The organism is Streptomyces sp. CB03238, from assembly GCF_002099185.1.
In the GTDB taxonomy this organism is placed as follows: domain Bacteria; phylum Actinomycetota; class Actinomycetes; order Streptomycetales; family Streptomycetaceae; genus Streptomyces.
Window position 1 is genome coordinate 24,696 of sequence record NZ_NBCN01000001.1, and the last position, 14,937, is coordinate 39,632.

Annotated in this window: 12 protein-coding genes and 1 other RNA gene; 11 read left to right on the forward strand and 2 right to left on the reverse strand. The window is 70.9% G+C overall.

The window, feature by feature from the left end; all coding sequences use genetic code 11:
- Window positions 1-41: 41 nt before the first annotated feature.
- On the reverse strand, window positions 42-233 hold the full coding sequence (locus BKD26_RS00095; RefSeq protein ID WP_084894418.1) for a hypothetical protein: 192 nt from the start codon (window positions 231-233) through the stop codon (window positions 42-44).
- Between the two features lie 279 nt (window positions 234-512).
- On the opposite strand from BKD26_RS00095, the gene ftsE reads away from it, so the two are divergent.
- The 5 genes from ftsE to ssrA all read left to right on the forward strand — a co-directional run bounded on the left by ftsE (window position 513) and on the right by ssrA (window position 4,436).
- Window positions 513-1,202 (forward strand): cell division ATP-binding protein FtsE, encoded by a 690-nt coding sequence (ftsE, locus tag BKD26_RS00100; RefSeq protein WP_064072157.1) that lies wholly within the window; start codon window positions 513-515, stop codon window positions 1,200-1,202.
- A 31-nt stretch (window positions 1,203-1,233) separates the two neighbouring features.
- On the forward strand, window positions 1,234-2,154 hold the full coding sequence (ftsX, locus tag BKD26_RS00105; RefSeq protein WP_073750544.1) for a permease-like cell division protein FtsX: 921 nt from the start codon (window positions 1,234-1,236) through the stop codon (window positions 2,152-2,154).
- Window positions 2,155-2,221: 67 nt separating this feature from the next.
- Window positions 2,222-3,406: a S41 family peptidase gene (locus tag BKD26_RS00110; RefSeq protein ID WP_084894421.1), complete on the forward strand. Its 1,185-nt coding sequence runs from the start codon at window positions 2,222-2,224 to the stop codon at window positions 3,404-3,406.
- Window positions 3,407-3,424: 18 nt separating this feature from the next.
- Window positions 3,425-3,910: an SsrA-binding protein SmpB gene (smpB, locus tag BKD26_RS00115; RefSeq protein ID WP_073750546.1), complete on the forward strand. Its 486-nt coding sequence runs from the start codon at window positions 3,425-3,427 to the stop codon at window positions 3,908-3,910.
- A 155-nt stretch (window positions 3,911-4,065) separates the two neighbouring features.
- Window positions 4,066-4,436: a transfer-messenger RNA gene (ssrA, locus tag BKD26_RS00120) on the forward strand.
- A gap of 64 nt (window positions 4,437-4,500) precedes the next feature.
- Here the strand turns inward: ssrA and BKD26_RS00125 are convergent.
- A complete protein-coding gene (locus tag BKD26_RS00125) occupies window positions 4,501-5,790 on the reverse strand; it encodes an MFS transporter (protein ID WP_084894424.1) in 1,290 nt (429 codons plus the stop codon).
- Window positions 5,791-5,873: 83 nt separating this feature from the next.
- Between BKD26_RS00125 and BKD26_RS00130 the strand changes: the two genes are divergently transcribed.
- From BKD26_RS00130 to BKD26_RS00155, 6 genes are all read left to right on the forward strand, one after another.
- The gene (locus BKD26_RS00130; RefSeq protein WP_084894426.1) at window positions 5,874-6,839 is read left to right on the forward strand and encodes a LysR family transcriptional regulator; all 966 of its coding nucleotides are present in this window, start codon (window positions 5,874-5,876) and stop codon (window positions 6,837-6,839) included.
- Between the two features lie 222 nt (window positions 6,840-7,061).
- On the forward strand, window positions 7,062-8,321 hold the full coding sequence (locus BKD26_RS00135) for a hypothetical protein (protein ID WP_084894428.1): 1,260 nt from the start codon (window positions 7,062-7,064) through the stop codon (window positions 8,319-8,321).
- Window positions 8,322-8,384: 63 nt separating this feature from the next.
- Window positions 8,385-10,508 (forward strand): glycosyltransferase, encoded by a 2,124-nt coding sequence (locus tag BKD26_RS00140; RefSeq protein ID WP_241518443.1) that lies wholly within the window; start codon window positions 8,385-8,387, stop codon window positions 10,506-10,508.
- Between the two features lie 503 nt (window positions 10,509-11,011).
- Window positions 11,012-12,235 carry an acyltransferase gene (locus tag BKD26_RS00145; RefSeq protein ID WP_084895270.1) on the forward strand — a complete coding sequence of 408 codons (1,224 nt, stop codon included), beginning with the start codon at window positions 11,012-11,014 and terminating at the stop codon, window positions 12,233-12,235.
- 143 nt (window positions 12,236-12,378) lie between these two features.
- Window positions 12,379-13,710, forward strand: coding sequence for a nitrate/nitrite transporter (locus BKD26_RS00150; protein ID WP_084894432.1), 1,332 nt, complete (start codon window positions 12,379-12,381; stop codon window positions 13,708-13,710).
- Between the two features lie 74 nt (window positions 13,711-13,784).
- Window positions 13,785-14,933 (forward strand): uroporphyrinogen-III synthase, encoded by a 1,149-nt coding sequence (locus BKD26_RS00155; RefSeq protein WP_084894434.1) that lies wholly within the window; start codon window positions 13,785-13,787, stop codon window positions 14,931-14,933.
- Window positions 14,934-14,937 lie beyond the last annotated feature (4 nt).

The window sequence follows — 14,937 nt, forward strand, 5'->3', positions numbered from 1 at the left end:
CACAATGGCCGCCCGGGCCCTTCCGTGCGTACAGCGAAGCCTTACGCGGTCTGGTGGGCCAGCAGGGCCACCGCCGCAACCAGAATGACCAGGAGCGCCAGCAGGGCCACCGGGCTCAGTCCACCGAAGGGGCCCTCCTGCTGGAGGCGCTCCCGGTTCGCCCGGCAGACGGGGCACCGGCCCTCGCTGACGGGCGCCGCGCAGTTGGCGCACACCAGTCGGTCGTAGGTCATGCGCTCTCCTCCTCCCGCGCGGCGGAGCCGCAGACGCGGACCGTGCACCGTGACGCGGACTGTGCACACAGTTCTCTCCGCACAACGCTCAGGGAAACGCATCCGTTCCCCCTACCACTGTGCCAGCTCCGGAGAGTTTAGGCGCGCCCCGCCGGATTCCCCCGGTTCGGGCTTGTACCTCACCCGGACAAAAGGCGCAAGGCAGAACGCCGACTGCACGCGGCATCCCCAGTCGCGTATGGTCACGCACACCTACTCCCGGCCGACCGTGGTGCACCCGTGATCCGATTCGACAACGTCTCCAAGACCTACCCGAAGCAGAACCGCCCCGCGCTGAGGGACGTCTCCCTCGAGATCGAAAAGGGCGAGTTCGTCTTCCTGGTGGGGTCCTCCGGCTCCGGAAAGTCCACCTTCCTGCGGCTGGTCCTGCGCGAGGAGCGCGCCAGCCACGGCACGGTGCACGTTCTGGGCAAGGACCTCGCCCGGCTGTCCAACTGGAAGGTGCCGCACATGCGGCGCCAGCTCGGCACCGTCTTCCAGGACTTCCGCCTGCTGCCCAACAAGACCGTCGCGCAGAACGTGGCGTTCGCGCAGGAGGTCATCGGCAAGCCGCGCGGCGAGATCCGCAAGGCCGTCCCCCAGGTCCTCGACCTCGTCGGCCTCGGCGGCAAGGAGGACCGGATGCCGGGCGAGCTGTCCGGCGGTGAGCAGCAGCGGGTCGCCATCGCGCGCGCGTTCGTCAACCGGCCGATGCTGCTGATCGCCGACGAGCCGACCGGCAACCTGGACCCGCAGACCTCCGTCGGCATCATGAAGCTGCTGGACCGGATCAACCGCACCGGTACCACCGTCATCATGGCGACGCACGACCAGAACATCGTCGACCAGATGCGCAAGCGGGTCATCGAGCTGGAGAAGGGCCGTCTCGTACGCGACCAGGCGCGCGGCGTCTACGGCTACCAGCACTGAGCAGCTAGCAAGGAAAGGCTGAACGCACGCGATGCGCGCCCAGTTCGTACTGTCGGAGATCGGTGTCGGCCTCCGTCGCAATCTCACGATGACCTTCGCCGTCATCGTCTCCGTGGCTCTGTCACTCGCCCTCTTCGGCGGTGCGCTCCTCATGCGCGAGCAGGTCAGCGTGATGAAGGACTTCTGGTACGACAAGGTCAACGTCACGATCTACCTCTGCAACAAGAACGACGCCGCGGCCGGCGGAACGTGCAACAAGGGCGCGGTCACCGCCCAGCAGAAGAAGGAGATCGAGGCCGACCTCAAGAAGCTGGACAACATCGTGGAGAAGGTCCACCACGAGACGGCGGACGAGGCGTACAAGCACTACAAGGAGCAGTACGGCGACACCGCCATCGCCAGCATCATCACGCCGGACCAGATGCAGGAGTCGTACCGGGTCAAACTGAAGGACCCGGAGAAGTACAAGGTCGTGGCGACCGCGTTCGCCGGGCGGGCCGGTGTGCACTCCGTACAGGACCAGCGCCAGACGCTGGAGAACCTGTTCCAGATGATGCGGGGCATGAACGTCGCCGCCCTGTGCGTCATGGCGCTGATGCTCGTCATCGCACTGATGCTGATCGTCAACACGGTGCGCGTCTCGGCGTTCAGCCGGCGCCGGGAGACCGGCATCATGCGGCTGGTCGGCGCGTCGAGCTTCTACATCCAGATGCCGTTCATCATGGAGGCCGCCGTCGCGGGTCTGCTGGGTGGCGTCGTGGCCTGCGTGATGCTGCTGGTCGGCCGGTACTTCATGATCGACGCGGGGCTCAACCTCGCCCAGAGCATGCCGCTGGTCAACTTCATCGGCTGGGACGCGGTGATAACGGTGCTGCCGCTCGTCGTCGTCATCGGCCTGTTGATGCCCTCCCTTGCGGCCGCCATCGCGCTGCGCAAGTACCTGAAGGTGTGACGATCGCCCCTGGCGCCGTACGGTCAACAACCGTACGGCGCCGTTCGCTTGTCCTAGAGTGGTCGCCATGCTGGGCCCCGAGTTCTGTACCCGGCCCCGCGGCGCTCGCGGCCGCGGGGCGGCCCTGACCTTGGTCTTCGCCTCCGTCCTCGCCGCCGCCGCGGTGACCAACTGCCTTCCCCAGGAGGAGGACCCGCCCGAGCGGCCCGTCTCCCGGGCCGCCCCCAGCGCCGGTGCCGGGCGCGGCGAGGTCGACCGGCGGGAGCTGGCCCGCGCGGCGGCCGAGGCCATGGCGGACGGCAAGTCCGGCGCCAAGGCGGCCCAGGAGGTCGTCAGCCGCAGCGGCGACCGCTGGGGCGCCGTCTACGACCAGCGCGCGTACGAGGAGTTCGAGCAGGCCCTGGACGGGCGGTACACGGGTGTCGGCCTGTCCGCCCGCCGCGCCGCCGACGGGCGTATCGAGGTGGACCGCGTCCAGCCCGGCGGCCCGGCGGACCGAGCGGGCCTGAAGGCCGGGGACCGGATCCGCACGGTCGACGGCCGCCGCGTGGACGGCCGCCCCGCCGCCGAGGTCGTCGCCCTGCTGCGGGGGGACGGCGCCCCGCCCGGCTCGGTCGTCGCCGTCGGGGTGCAGCGCGGCACGCGTGCGTGGAGCGAGAGGCTGCGGCGGGCCATGCTCGCCACCGAGGACGTGACCGTGCAGCGGCTGGACGACGGTTCCTTGAGGATCCGGGTCGCGGCGTTCACCAAGGGCACGGGGCAGCGGATCAGGGACGCCGTGCGGAAGGCTCCCAAGGGCGCGGGTGTCCTGCTGGACCTGCGGGGCAACAGCGGCGGCCTGGTCACCGAGGCCGTCACGGCGGCCTCCGCGTTCCTGGACGGCGGCCTCGTCGCCACGTACGACGTGCACGGCAAGGAACAGGCGCTGTACGCGCAGCCGGGCGGCGACACCGGCAGGCCCCTGGTGGCGCTGGTGGACGGCGGCACCATGAGCGCGGCCGAGCTGCTCGCCGGGGCCCTCAAGGACCGTGGCCGGGCGGTCACGGTCGGTAGCCGCACCTTCGGCAAGGGGTCGGTCCAGATGCCGAGCCGGCTGCCCGACGGGTCGGTCGCCGAGCTGACCGTCGGCCACTACCGCACGCCCGCCGGGCACAGTGTCGACGGCCGGGGCATCACGCCGGACCTGGTGGCCGCCGACCGTGCCGAGGAGCGGGCCCGCACGGTATTGAGTGGCCTCGGGGGCGGCTCGTAGTGCGAAAATGGGGGCACTATGGCCAAGGAAAAGAACACAGGGCGCAAACTGATCGCGCAGAACAAGAAGGCGCGGCACGACTACACCATCATCGACACCTATGAGTGCGGGCTGGTACTGACCGGCACCGAGGTGAAGTCGCTGCGCCAGGGGCGGGCCTCGCTGGTGGACGGGTTCGTCCAGATCGACGGCAACGAAGCCTGGCTGCACAACGTGCACGTACCGGAGTACGCGCAGGGGACGTGGACCAACCACAGTGCCCGCCGCAAGCGGAAGCTGCTGATGCACCGGTACGAGATCGACAAGCTGGAGTCGAAGTCCCAGGAGACGGGTCACACCATCGTGCCCCTGTCGCTGTACTTCAAGGACGGCCGGGCGAAGGTCGAGATCGCGCTGGCGAAGGGCAAGAAGGAGTACGACAAGCGCCAGACGCTGCGGGAGAAGCAGGACCGCCGTGAGGCGGAGCGGGTGATCTCGGCGGTCAAGCGCCGCGAGCGGGCCTGACCGGCTCGCCCGCCGCCCCGGAAACGCCCGCCGCCCCGGAAACGCCCGCCGCCCCGGAATAGGCTGGCACCGTCCGGCGTTGGTCACGTACGATGGCACCTGCCCCTCACAGCGGGGGCGCGCCCCCTCCGGGGCACGGTTTGAAAAATCAACATGGGGATGATCGGTTTCGACAGCGGATGTCGAAGCAGGGGAAGCGTGTCGAGGAAGCGGCAATGATCTCGTAAACCATATGTCGCAAAAAATAATCGCCAACACCAAGCGCGATTCCTTCGCCCTCGCTGCCTAAGTAGCGAGCTTGCGAAGTGTCAGCCCGGGGCTGTTCCCGACCCGGATCCTGGCATCAGCCAGGGAACTAAACCTCTAGACCCGGTCACGGGGTGTAGAGGGAAACCAAACAGTGACTGAGCCCGTCGGAGACTTGTCCGCGTGATCTCCGGGGCCGAGAAAATCGCAGCGGACTGCACACGGAGAAGCCCTGATTCTGCACCGTTGGACGCGGGTTCGATTCCCGCCATCTCCACGAGCGGTACCTCCGGGGGCGTGCCCCCGGAACCCGTCATCCCATGTGGGCGAAGGCCCGGCTGTCGTCACGACGGCCGGGCCTTCGTCGTACCCGCCGCCGCGAGGACCAGGGCGACCGCCGCCGCCGCGACCGGCACGGCGTAACCGGCGGGGGCGCCGGCGTGCTCGACCGTCCAGCCGCCGGACGCGGAGCCCACCGCGATACCGCCGAGCAGGGCGGTGACGGCGAGCGTCATGCCCTCGTTGAGCTGCGCCGGCGGCGTCAGGCGCTGGACCAGCGTCATGCCCGTCACCATGGTCGGCGCGGTCGCCATCCCCGCCGGCAGCAGGGCGCCCGCCAGCGCGAGCAGCGAGCCGGTGCCGGTCGCCGCGAGCAGCGGCAGCGACATCAGGGCGGTCATCGCGGCGAGGCAGGCCGGCAGCCGGCGCCCCACATGGCGGGCCGGCCGCACCGAGCCGTACACCAGGCCCGCCACGCACGAACCGGCCGCCTGGAGCGCCAGCACCGCGCCGGCCGCCGGGCCGTCCACGAAGGCGAGCGTGACGACCTCCATCGACCCGAAGACCGCGCCCGTCGCCAGGAACACCGCCAGCAGGGCAGGCATACCGGGCGTACGCAGCGGTGTGCGCGCCCGGCCGGTGCGGGGCGAGACGGGGGGCTCGGTGGCGCGCTGCGCCGCGAAGACCAGCACCCCGGTGAGCAGCAGGATCGCACCGGTCAGGGTGCCGGCCTCCGGGAACAGCGCGGCGCACAGGAACGCGGCGAGCACCGGGCCCAGCATGAAGCACAGCTCGTCGGCGGCCTGCTCGAAGGCGTTCGCGGTGTGGAAGGCGGCGGGGTCGTCCCGGTGCAGATGCGCCCACCGGGCGCGGGACATGCCGCCGGTGTTGGGCGTCGTCGCGGTCGCGGCGTACGCGGCGAACAGGGTCCACGCGGGCGCGTGGTGGTGCACGCACAGCAGCAGGGCGAGCGATCCGAGGACGGCCACCACGGTGGCGGGCACGGCGACGCGCGCCTGCCCGTACCGGTCCACCAGCCGCGCGGTGAACGGCGCCACCAGCGCGGTGGCGGCGAGCCCGGTGGCGGTGACGGCGCCGGCGAGGGCGTAGGAACCGTACGTACCGGCGATCATGATGACCGCGCTCACGCTGAACATCCCCATGGGGAGGCGGGCTATCAGGTTCCCGGCCGTGAAGGCCCGGGCGCCCGGCGTCGCGAACAGGCGGCGGTAGGAGGCGAGGGCTCCGGGCGACTTGTGGGCGGACTTGGTGGCGCGGGGTTCCTGGTAGCGCGGGGTCAGGACGAGGGAGTCGGGGGTGAGGGCGAGCAGCGGAGAGTTCGTCGTTTGCGGCATGCGCCCAGCCTTGCCGTGCGCTGCTGCCGGGGTCCAACACCTGGTGAGGGCCCATTGACGCACCCCTGTTGTAAATTCGGCGCGTGCCCCAAGACATCGAACCACGGCTGCTGCGCGCCTTCGTGGCCGTCGCCGACGAGCTGCACTTCACCCGCGCCGCCGCCCGGCTGTACGTCGCCCAGCAGGCGCTCAGCCGCGACATCCGGCGCCTGGAGCGGGAGTTGGGCGCCGAGCTGTTCACCCGTACCACCCGGCAGGTGGCGCTCACGGTGGACGGCGAGCGGCTACTGCCGTACGCGAACGGCGTGCTGGCGGCGTACGACGAGTTGGGCGCCGCCTTCGCCGACGAGGCGCGGCCGCTGCTGGTGGACCTCAACACCGACGGCATGATCAGCGGCCGGGTGCTGGCACGGGCCCGCGAACTGGCCCCTCACTGCGAGCTGATGGCCCGCTACGAGAGCGGGCTGACCGGCGCGGCCGCCGAGATAGTCGCCGGACGGCTCGACGTGTCCTTCGGGCGGTTCGCCGGCCTGCCGTCCGCCGTACGCGCCCGGCTGGCGGCGCAGCCCGTACGGTACGAGCCGATGGCCGTGCTGCTGCCGCCCGGCCACCCGCTGACCGGCCGGCCGGAGGTGGAACTGGACGCGCTCGCGGGCGAGTCCGTGTACGCGGGTGCCGGCAACCCCGGCACCAGGGAGTGGACCGACCTGGCCGAGCGGCTCTTCGCCGGGCGCGGGATCAAGATCGCCCCGCCGGCACCGGTGGCGATCGGGTTCGAGGAGTTCCGCCGGGTCATGGCCAAAACCCGTACGCCCGTCCTGGTCGCCGTGGACTTTCCGGCCATGCCCGGGAGCGTGCTCCGGCCACTCGTCGACCCCGTACCGCTCTCACCGGTCTCGCTGGTGTGGCGCAAGGGGCTGAAACACCCGGGCCTCGACGCGCTGCGTGCGGCGGCGGCCGAATTGGCCGGGAAGGAGGGATGGCTGGAGCGGCCGGCCGGGGCCTGGCTTCCGGAGGGTGATTTGACGCACATGTGCCCGAATGAATGAACCATAAGCCCTGTTGTCACAGGCGTGCGCTACATTCATGGTCCGGGTGCAGTAGGTGGGGGCGCTCCGGCAGGGTGGGGGCCCGGTCCGGCGCGAGTACCCAGGTAGTCCGTGTGCGCACCCTTGGTCCATTCAGTGGGGGATGTGCGTACAAAAGTGGACAATTGGCGAGAAAGTGCCTGGGATGGGCACCAGAATGAGCCACTCGACAGCACCGTCCAGGTGGACAGCCTGAGCGCCTTCGACGCGTTCGACGCCTTCGGGCGTCGAGGCGACGGTTCCGGACTCCAGCCCCACGGCCATGGATACCAGGACGGTACGCCTGGATACCAGGCTGACCAACACGGCTACCAGGCAGACCGCCTCGAACCCCACGCCGACGCGCTGGGCTACCCCGCCGACGGGCCGGGCTACGGCGCCAATGGTTCCGGACACGCTGCTGACGGCCGGGGCTACCGGGCCGATGCTTCCGGCTACGCGGCCGACGGGCCGGGTTACCGCACCGACGGTTCCGGCTACCGCGCCGACGGTTCCGGACACGCCGGCGACGACCAGGCCTATCGCGCCGACAGTTCCGGACACGTTGCTGACGGTCAGGGGTACCGCGCCGATGCTTCCGGCTACGTGGCCGACGCGCTGGGCTACCTTGCCGACGGTTCCGGGCACGCGGCCGGCGACGGTTTCGGACACCAGCCCGGCGGCATCGGTCTCGGCCATGAGGACGAGACCATCGCCTACCGGGCCGACAGCCTGGGCCTGGAGGCCGGCGGTCCGGAGTTCCAGACCGCACAGCTCCCGGCCGTGACCGCTACCGCGACCGTGGCGGCGGTCGCCTCCGGACCGCCGTCCGTACCCGCGCCCGCGGCCGCGGACCAGGAGCCCTCCGACGGACCGGTGTTCGTCGACGAGAGCGGCCGCCGCAGCAAGAAGTTCCGCAGGCTCGGCTGGGTGCTGGCGACCGCGTGCGCGGTGTACGCCATCACGCTCGTCGTCTCGGTGATCGGCGGCAACTCCGCCGCGCCCTGGCTGCTCATACCCGGCCCCGCCGACGAGAAGAAGACCGAGACCACCCAGGTCGAGCCCGCGCCCAGCATCAGCGAGGCACCCAGGGACGACACCCCAGGAGCCGTCCCCGGCGCCCCGGCGCCCACCGACTCCACGGGCGCGGTCATCCCGCAGCCCGCCGACGGCGCCTCGCAGGGCGTGTCCGCCACCCCCCGCCCCGGCGCGTCCTCGGCGCCGGACGTCACGCCCAGCCGTGAAACCGACGGCGGACCGGACGTCGACAAGCCCGGCAACAGGCCCACCGCGTCCCGGCCCACCGACGGTGGCGTCACCCAGCAGCCGCCGCCCGTCACCCCGCCCCCGACGGCTGATCCGGATCCCACGGACACCCCGACGACCCCGACGGAAGACGAACCCACCGACCCGCCGGTCGGAGAGAGCGGCGGCCAGCAGATGGCCGCGGAAGGCGCACAGTAAATGACATCCCCCGGCAGGCGGCGCGCCCCGAAACAGAGGCGTGTCCGCCGGCGCAGGCTGCCCATGCGCTATCTGCTGCCCTCCCTCTTCCTGGTCGCCCTCCTCGCGATGCTGATGCTGCGCGGCTACGTCCACAGCGAGATCCTCGCCGACCACCGCGTACGCCCCCCGGTCGCCTACGACCAGGTGCCCGAGCACATCCTCAAGGGCGGACCGGTCATCGACGCGCGCGACAAGAACGCCCCCACGGCGCTGAGCGTGCCCGACAACAAGCTCGTCCTGACCTTCGACGACGGCCCGGACCCGGTCTGGACCCCGCGCGTCCTGGACAAGCTGAAGGAGTACGACGCCCACGGCGTCTTCTTCGTCACCGGCACCATGGCCTCCCGCTACCCGGACCTGGTCGAGCGGATGGTGAACGAGGGCCACGAGGTCGGCCTGCACACCTTCAACCACCCCGACCTGTCCTTCCAGACCAAGAACCGCATCGACTGGGAGCTGTCCCAGAACCAGCTGGCCATCGCCGGCGCCGCCGGTGTGCGCACGTCGCTCTTCCGCCCGCCGTACTCGTCGTTCTCCAGCGCCCTCGACAACGAGGCCTGGCCCGTTACGCAGTACATAGGCACCCGCGGCTACATCACCGCCTTCAACAACACCGACTCCGAGGACTGGAAGCGCCCCGGCGCCGACGCGATCATCAAGCGCGCCACGCCCAAGGGCACCCAGGGCTCGATCGTGCTGATGCACGACTCCGGTGGCGACCGTTCGCAGACCGTCGCGGCCCTCGACCGCTTCCTGCCGCAGATGCAGCAGCGGGGGTACGAGTTCACCGTCCTCACCGAGGCACTCGGCGCGCCCAGCGCCCACACCCCGGTCACCGGCTTCGAGCTGTGGAAGGGCAGGGCCTGGATCGGGGCCGTCGCCGTCTCGGAGAGCACCACCACGGTGCTGGTCGGCGGCCTCGCCATCATCGGCGTCCTCGTCATCGCCCGCTTCGGCCTGATGCTGCTGTTGTCGTTCGCGCACGCCCGCAAGGTGCGGCGGCGCGGCTTCACGTGGGGCGCGCCCGTCACCCAACCGGTGACGGTGCTGGTCCCCGCGTACAACGAGAAGGAGTGCATCGAGAACACGGTGCGCTCCCTGATGGCCAGCGACCATCCCATCGAGGTCATCGTCATCGACGACGGCTCCACGGACGGCACCGCCGACATCGTCGAGAACATGTGGCTGCCCAACGTCAGGGTGGTGCGCCAGGTGAACTCGGGCAAGCCCGAGGCACTCAACAACGGCATCCGGCACGCCCGTTACGACATCATCGTGATGATGGACGGTGACACGGTCTTCGAACCGTCCACCGTCCGCGAGCTGGTGCAGCCGTTCGGCGACCCGCGCGTCGGCGCGGTCGCGGGCAACGCCAAGGTCGGCAACCGCGACTCGCTCATCGGGGCCTGGCAGCACATCGAGTACGTGATGGGCTTCAACCTCGACCGCCGCATGTACGACCTGCTGGGCTGCATGCCCACCATCCCGGGCGCGGTCGGCGCGTTCCGCCGGGAGGCCCTGGAGCGGGTCGGCGGCATGAGCGAGGACACCCTCGCCGAGGACACCGACATCACCATGGCCATGCACCGCGACGGCTGGCGCGTGGTCTACGCGGAGAAGGCCCGCGCCTGGACCGAGGCGCCGGAGTCCGTGCAGCAGCTGTGGTCGCAGCGCTACCGCTGGTCGTACGGCACGATGCAGGCCATCTGGAAGCACCGCCGCGCGCTCATCGAAAGCGGCCCCTCGGGGCGCTTCGGCCGGGTCGGCCTGCCGCTGGTGTCGCTGTTCATGGTGCTGTTCCCGCTGCTGGCCCCGCTCATCGATGTCTTCCTGCTGTACGGGCTGGTCTTCGGACCCACCGGCCAGACCGTTGTCGCCTGGCTCGGCGTCCTCGCCATCCAGGCCGTGTGCGCCGCGTACGCTTTCAAGCTCGACCGCGAGCCCATGGTCCACCTCATCTCGCTGCCTCTCCAGCAGCTCCTGTACCGGCAGCTCATGTATGTGGTGCTGCTCCAGTCCTGGATCACCGCTCTCACCGGCGGCCGACTGCGCTGGCAGAAGCTGCGCCGGACCGGTGTGGTGGAGGCGCCCGGCTCCATACCGAGCCAGCGGCGCAGCGGTGACGATCGGAGGCCCGTCGCATGACGACCCCCAACAACCGCCCTCCGGGCGACGGTTCCGACTGGTTCGGCGCCCCGGCCCCGGCCCCGGCCGAGGGCGACGCGCCTTTCCGGGGCGTGGGCCCGCTCGGCTCCGGCACCGACGCGTTCGGCGAGCCCGGCCCGGTCGGCCCCGACGTCTACGGCAACGGCCCCGTCGGCAACGGCCCCGCCCCGGCGGCGCACGGCGTGGACGCGTACGGGAGTGCCGACCTGTTCGGCAACGCCTCCGGTCCGGCCGGCCCCGCCGCCGACCCGTACGGCAACGAGCCCGACCCGTACGGCAGCGCCCCGGCCCCCGTCGCCCCCGCCGCCGCCCCGTACAGCAATGGCCCCGAGCCGTACGGCAGCGGCCCCGCCGCCGACCCGTACGGAACCGGCCCCAACCCGCTGGGCCCCGACCCGCTGGGCCCCGAGCAGCCGGGCCCCGAGCAGCCGGGCGGGCTCCGTATCGGCTCCGCCGGCGAGACGGCCGGCAACACGGCCACCATGAGTGCCGTGGGCACCGCCCCCGCCCTGGAAACCACCGGCGGCGTGCCGCGGGCGCGGCACAAGGCGCCCGCGGCGGGCGGTCCCGCGCCGGCGGCGTCGCGGCCCGGCCGTGACCGGTACCTGGACGTGCTGCGCGCCATCGCGCTGGTCCGGGTGATCGTCTACCACATCTTCGGCTGGGCGTGGCTGACCGTCCTCTTCCCCTCCATGGGTGTGATGTTCGCGCTCGCCGGGTCGCTGATGGCGCGCTCGCTGTCGCGGCCCGCGTGGGGCGTGATCCGGGGGCGTATCCGACGGCTGCTGCCGCCCATGTGGGTGTTCTCGCTCACCGTCGTACCGATCATGTTCTACTTCGGCTGGAAGCCGCTGAAGGAAGAGGGCCTGTGGTGGTTCGCCAAGCTGGCCACCTACATCTTCCCGGTCGGCGCCCCGCCGTTCCCGTGGCACAGTGGTGACCAGGCCGGCCTGCTGGAGGACACGTGGGCGGTGCAGGCCGCCGGGCCCCTCTGGTACATCCGCGCGTACCTGTGGTTCGTGATCGCCTCGCCGCTGCTGCTGTGGGCGTTCCGCAAGCTGCCATGGGTGACGCTGCTCGCGCCGCTCGGGCTCACCGCGATCGTCGGCTCCGGCCTGATCAAGATCCCCGGCGAGACCGGCAACGCGATCACCGACTTCGCCACCTACGGCTCCTGCTGGGTGCTGGGCTTCGCGCACAACGAGGGCCTGTTCCAGAAGGTCCCCCGTTACATCTCGGTCTCCGTGTCCGCGCTGATCATGTCCTTCGGCCTGTGGTGGGCGTCCGGGCACCTCGGGCCGGACGGCTGGGACCTCAACGACATCCCGCTCGCCCAGGCCACCTGGTCCTTCGGCTTCTGCGTGATCCTGCTCCAGTACTCGCCGTCCTGGAAGGAACTGCCCGGCAAGCTGGCCGCCTGGGACACACTGGTGACCCTCGCCAACAACCGGGCCGTGACGATCTACCTCTGGCACAACCTGCTGATCATGGCCACGATCCCGATCATCGACCTGTTGTGGAAGATCCCGGGCGTCTGGCCGACGTATTCCGGCTATCTGGAGAGCGCGTACACCGTGCTCATGCTGATAGTCGTCTTCCCGCTGATCGGCTTGATGATCATGGCCGTGGGGTGGCTGGAGGACGTCGCGGCCAAGCGCAAGCCCAGGCTCTGGCCGAACGGCGCACCGAAGAAGGCGCAGCGCTAGACGCGGCGCTCACAGTCCGCCCGAGCCTCGGGTGAGAGCAAGGTTTCAGCCCGGTCACGTCATATGACCGGGCTGAAACGCATCCTCCCTAGCGTCGGTCCTGACGGGATTCAGGACCTGACAGCAGCAGTGGAGGTACGCGAATGAGCGGCCGGTGGATCGAGCAGTGGGACCCTGAGGACGAGACCTTCTGGCGGGAGAAGGGGGAGAAGATCGCCAAGCGGAATCTGCTCTTCTCCGTCTTCTCCGAGCACATCGGGTTCTCCATCTGGACGCTGTGGTCCGTGATGGTCCTGTTCATGGGCCCGGAGTACGGGATCGACCCGGCCGGCAAGTTCGCCCTGATCGCCGTGGCGACGCTGGTCGGCGCCGTGATCCGGGTCCCGTACACCTTCGCCGTCGCCCGCTTCGGCGGCCGCAACTGGACCATCTTCAGCGCGCTGCTGCTCCTGCTGCCCACGGGCGCCGCGTACGCCGTGATGGAGCCGGGCACGTCGTACAGCACCTTCCTGCTGGTCGCCGCGCTCACCGGCGTGGGCGGCGGCAACTTCGCCTCCTCGATGACGAACATCAACGCCTTCTTCCCACTCCACAAGAAGGGGTGGGCCCTCGGCCTCAACGCGGGCGGCGGCAACATCGGCGTCCCCGTCGTCCAGCTGGTCGGCCTGCTCATCATCGGTACGGCAGGGGCCGCCCAGCCGCGGATCGTCCTCGGTGTCTACATCCCGCTGATCGTGATCGCCGCCGTGTGCGCAGCGCTGTACATGGACAACCTGGCACCCGTGAAGAACGACACCGGCGCCGTCAAGGAGGCCGTCAAGGACGCCCACACCTGGATCATGGCGTTCCTCTACATCGGCACCTTCGGCTCGTTCATCGGCTACAGCTTCGCCTTCGGCCTGGTCCTGCAGACCCAGTTCGGGCGTACGCCGCTCCAGGCCGCGTCCCTCACCTTCATCGGGCCGCTGCTCGGCTCCCTGATCCGGCCGTTCGGCGGCTCCCTCGCCGACAAGCACGGCGGCGCCCGCATCACGGTGTGGACCTTCGTCGCCATGGCCGCCGCGACCGGTGTGGTCGTCTACGCCTCCGTGATCGAGTCGCTCGCCGTCTTCCTCGTCGGCTTCATCTCCCTGTTCATCCTCAGCGGGCTCGGCAACGGCTCCACGTTCAAGATGATCCCCGCCATCTTCCAGGCCAAGGCGCACGCCTCTGGACTGGAGGGCGAGCAGGCCGACGCGTACGGGCGGCGGCTGTCCGGCGCCGCGATCGGACTGATCGGGGCGATCGGCGCGATCGGCGGGCTCGGCATCAACCTGGCCTTCCGGCAGTCCTTCCAGACCGCCGGCACCGGCACCTCCGCCTTCGTCGCCTTCCTCCTCTTCTACGGTGCGTGCGTGACCGTCACCTGGGCGGTATACCTTCGCCGCCCGGTGGAGGTCCCCGCCAAGCGGCAGCTCAGCTACTCCGAGGTGTGAACGCCCACGGCCGTAACGGGGGGGAAATACCAGTGAACCGAGACCGTCACGGATCCTTGCCAGTCTCTGGTCTCATGCACGAGCACGAGCATGGTTCCCACGGCCCGCTGGCCGGGTTCACCGTCGGCGTCACCGCGGCCCGCCGCGCCGACGAGCTGGGCGCGCTGCTGGAACGCCGCGGCGCCGCCGTCCAGCACGCCCCGGCGCTGCGGATCGTGCCACTCGCCGACGACGCCGAACTCCTCGACGCCACCAAGGCCCTCGTCAGCCAGGCCCCGGACATCGTGGTCGCCACCACCGCGATCGGCTTCCGGGGCTGGCTGGAGGCGGCCGACGGCTGGGGGTACGGGGAGGACCTGCTCGACCGCCTGCGCGGCGCACAGGTCCTCGCCCGGGGCCCCAAGGTCAAGGGCGCGGTACGGGCGGCCGGGCTGACCGAGGAGTGGTCGCCCGCCTCGGACTCCATGGCCGAGGTACTGGACCGGCTCCTCGACCAGGACGTCACCGGCCGCCGCATCGCGCTCCAGCTGCACGGGGAGCCGCTCCCCGGGTTCGTCGAGGCGCTGCGCGTCGCGGGCGCCGACGTCGTGGTCGTCCCGGTGTACCGGTGGATGCCGCCCGAGGACCTCGCGCCCCTGGACCGGCTCATCGACGCGACCGTCTCCCGGTCGCTGGACGCGGTGACCTTCACCAGCGCCCCGGCGGGCGCGTCGATGCTGGCCCGCGCCCAGGACCGGGGCCTGCTGCCCGAGCTGCTCGACGCGCTGCGCCACGACGTGCTGGCCGCCTGCGTCGGGCCGGTCACCGCCCTGCCGCTCCAGGCGCACGGCATCGACACCGTCCAGCCGGCCCGCTTCCGGCTCGGCCCCCTCGTGCAGCTGCTGTGCCAGGAGCTGCCCGGGCGGGCGCGTACCCTCCCCGTCGCCGGGCGCCGCATCGAGATCCGGGGCCACGCGGTCCTGGTCGACGGCGACCTGCGCCCCGTGCCGCCGGCCGGCATGTCCCTGCTCCACTCGCTGGCCCGCCGCCCCGGCTGGGTCGTCTCCCGCGCCGACCTGCTGCGCGCCCTCCCGGGCGCCGGCCGCGACGAGCACGCCGTCGAAACCGCCATGGCCCGCCTCCGCTCGGCCCTCGGCGCCCCCAAACTGATCCAGACGGTTGTCAAACGCGGCTACCGCCTGGCCCTGGACCCCGGCGCGGACGCCAAGTACGCAGACGCGTAGGGCG

Excerpts from the sequence above, each read along its gene's own strand:
- BKD26_RS00095 (WP_084894418.1), bottom strand. The coding sequence starts at position 233 with ATGACCTACGACCGACTGGTGTGCGCCAACTGCGCGGCGCCCGTCAGC.
- ftsX (WP_073750544.1), top strand. The coding sequence starts at position 1,234 with ATGCGCGCCCAGTTCGTACTGTCGGAGATCGGTGTCGGCCTCCGTCGC.
- BKD26_RS00110 (WP_084894421.1), top strand. The coding sequence starts at position 2,222 with ATGCTGGGCCCCGAGTTCTGTACCCGGCCCCGCGGCGCTCGCGGCCGC.
- smpB (WP_073750546.1), top strand. The coding sequence starts at position 3,425 with ATGGCCAAGGAAAAGAACACAGGGCGCAAACTGATCGCGCAGAACAAG.
- BKD26_RS00125 (WP_084894424.1), bottom strand. The coding sequence starts at position 5,790 with ATGCCGCAAACGACGAACTCTCCGCTGCTCGCCCTCACCCCCGACTCC.
- BKD26_RS00140 (WP_241518443.1), top strand. The coding sequence starts at position 8,385 with ATGCGCTATCTGCTGCCCTCCCTCTTCCTGGTCGCCCTCCTCGCGATG.
- BKD26_RS00145 (WP_084895270.1), top strand. The coding sequence starts at position 11,012 with ATGAGTGCCGTGGGCACCGCCCCCGCCCTGGAAACCACCGGCGGCGTG.
- BKD26_RS00150 (WP_084894432.1), top strand. The coding sequence starts at position 12,379 with ATGAGCGGCCGGTGGATCGAGCAGTGGGACCCTGAGGACGAGACCTTC.
- BKD26_RS00155 (WP_084894434.1), top strand. The coding sequence starts at position 13,785 with ATGCACGAGCACGAGCATGGTTCCCACGGCCCGCTGGCCGGGTTCACC.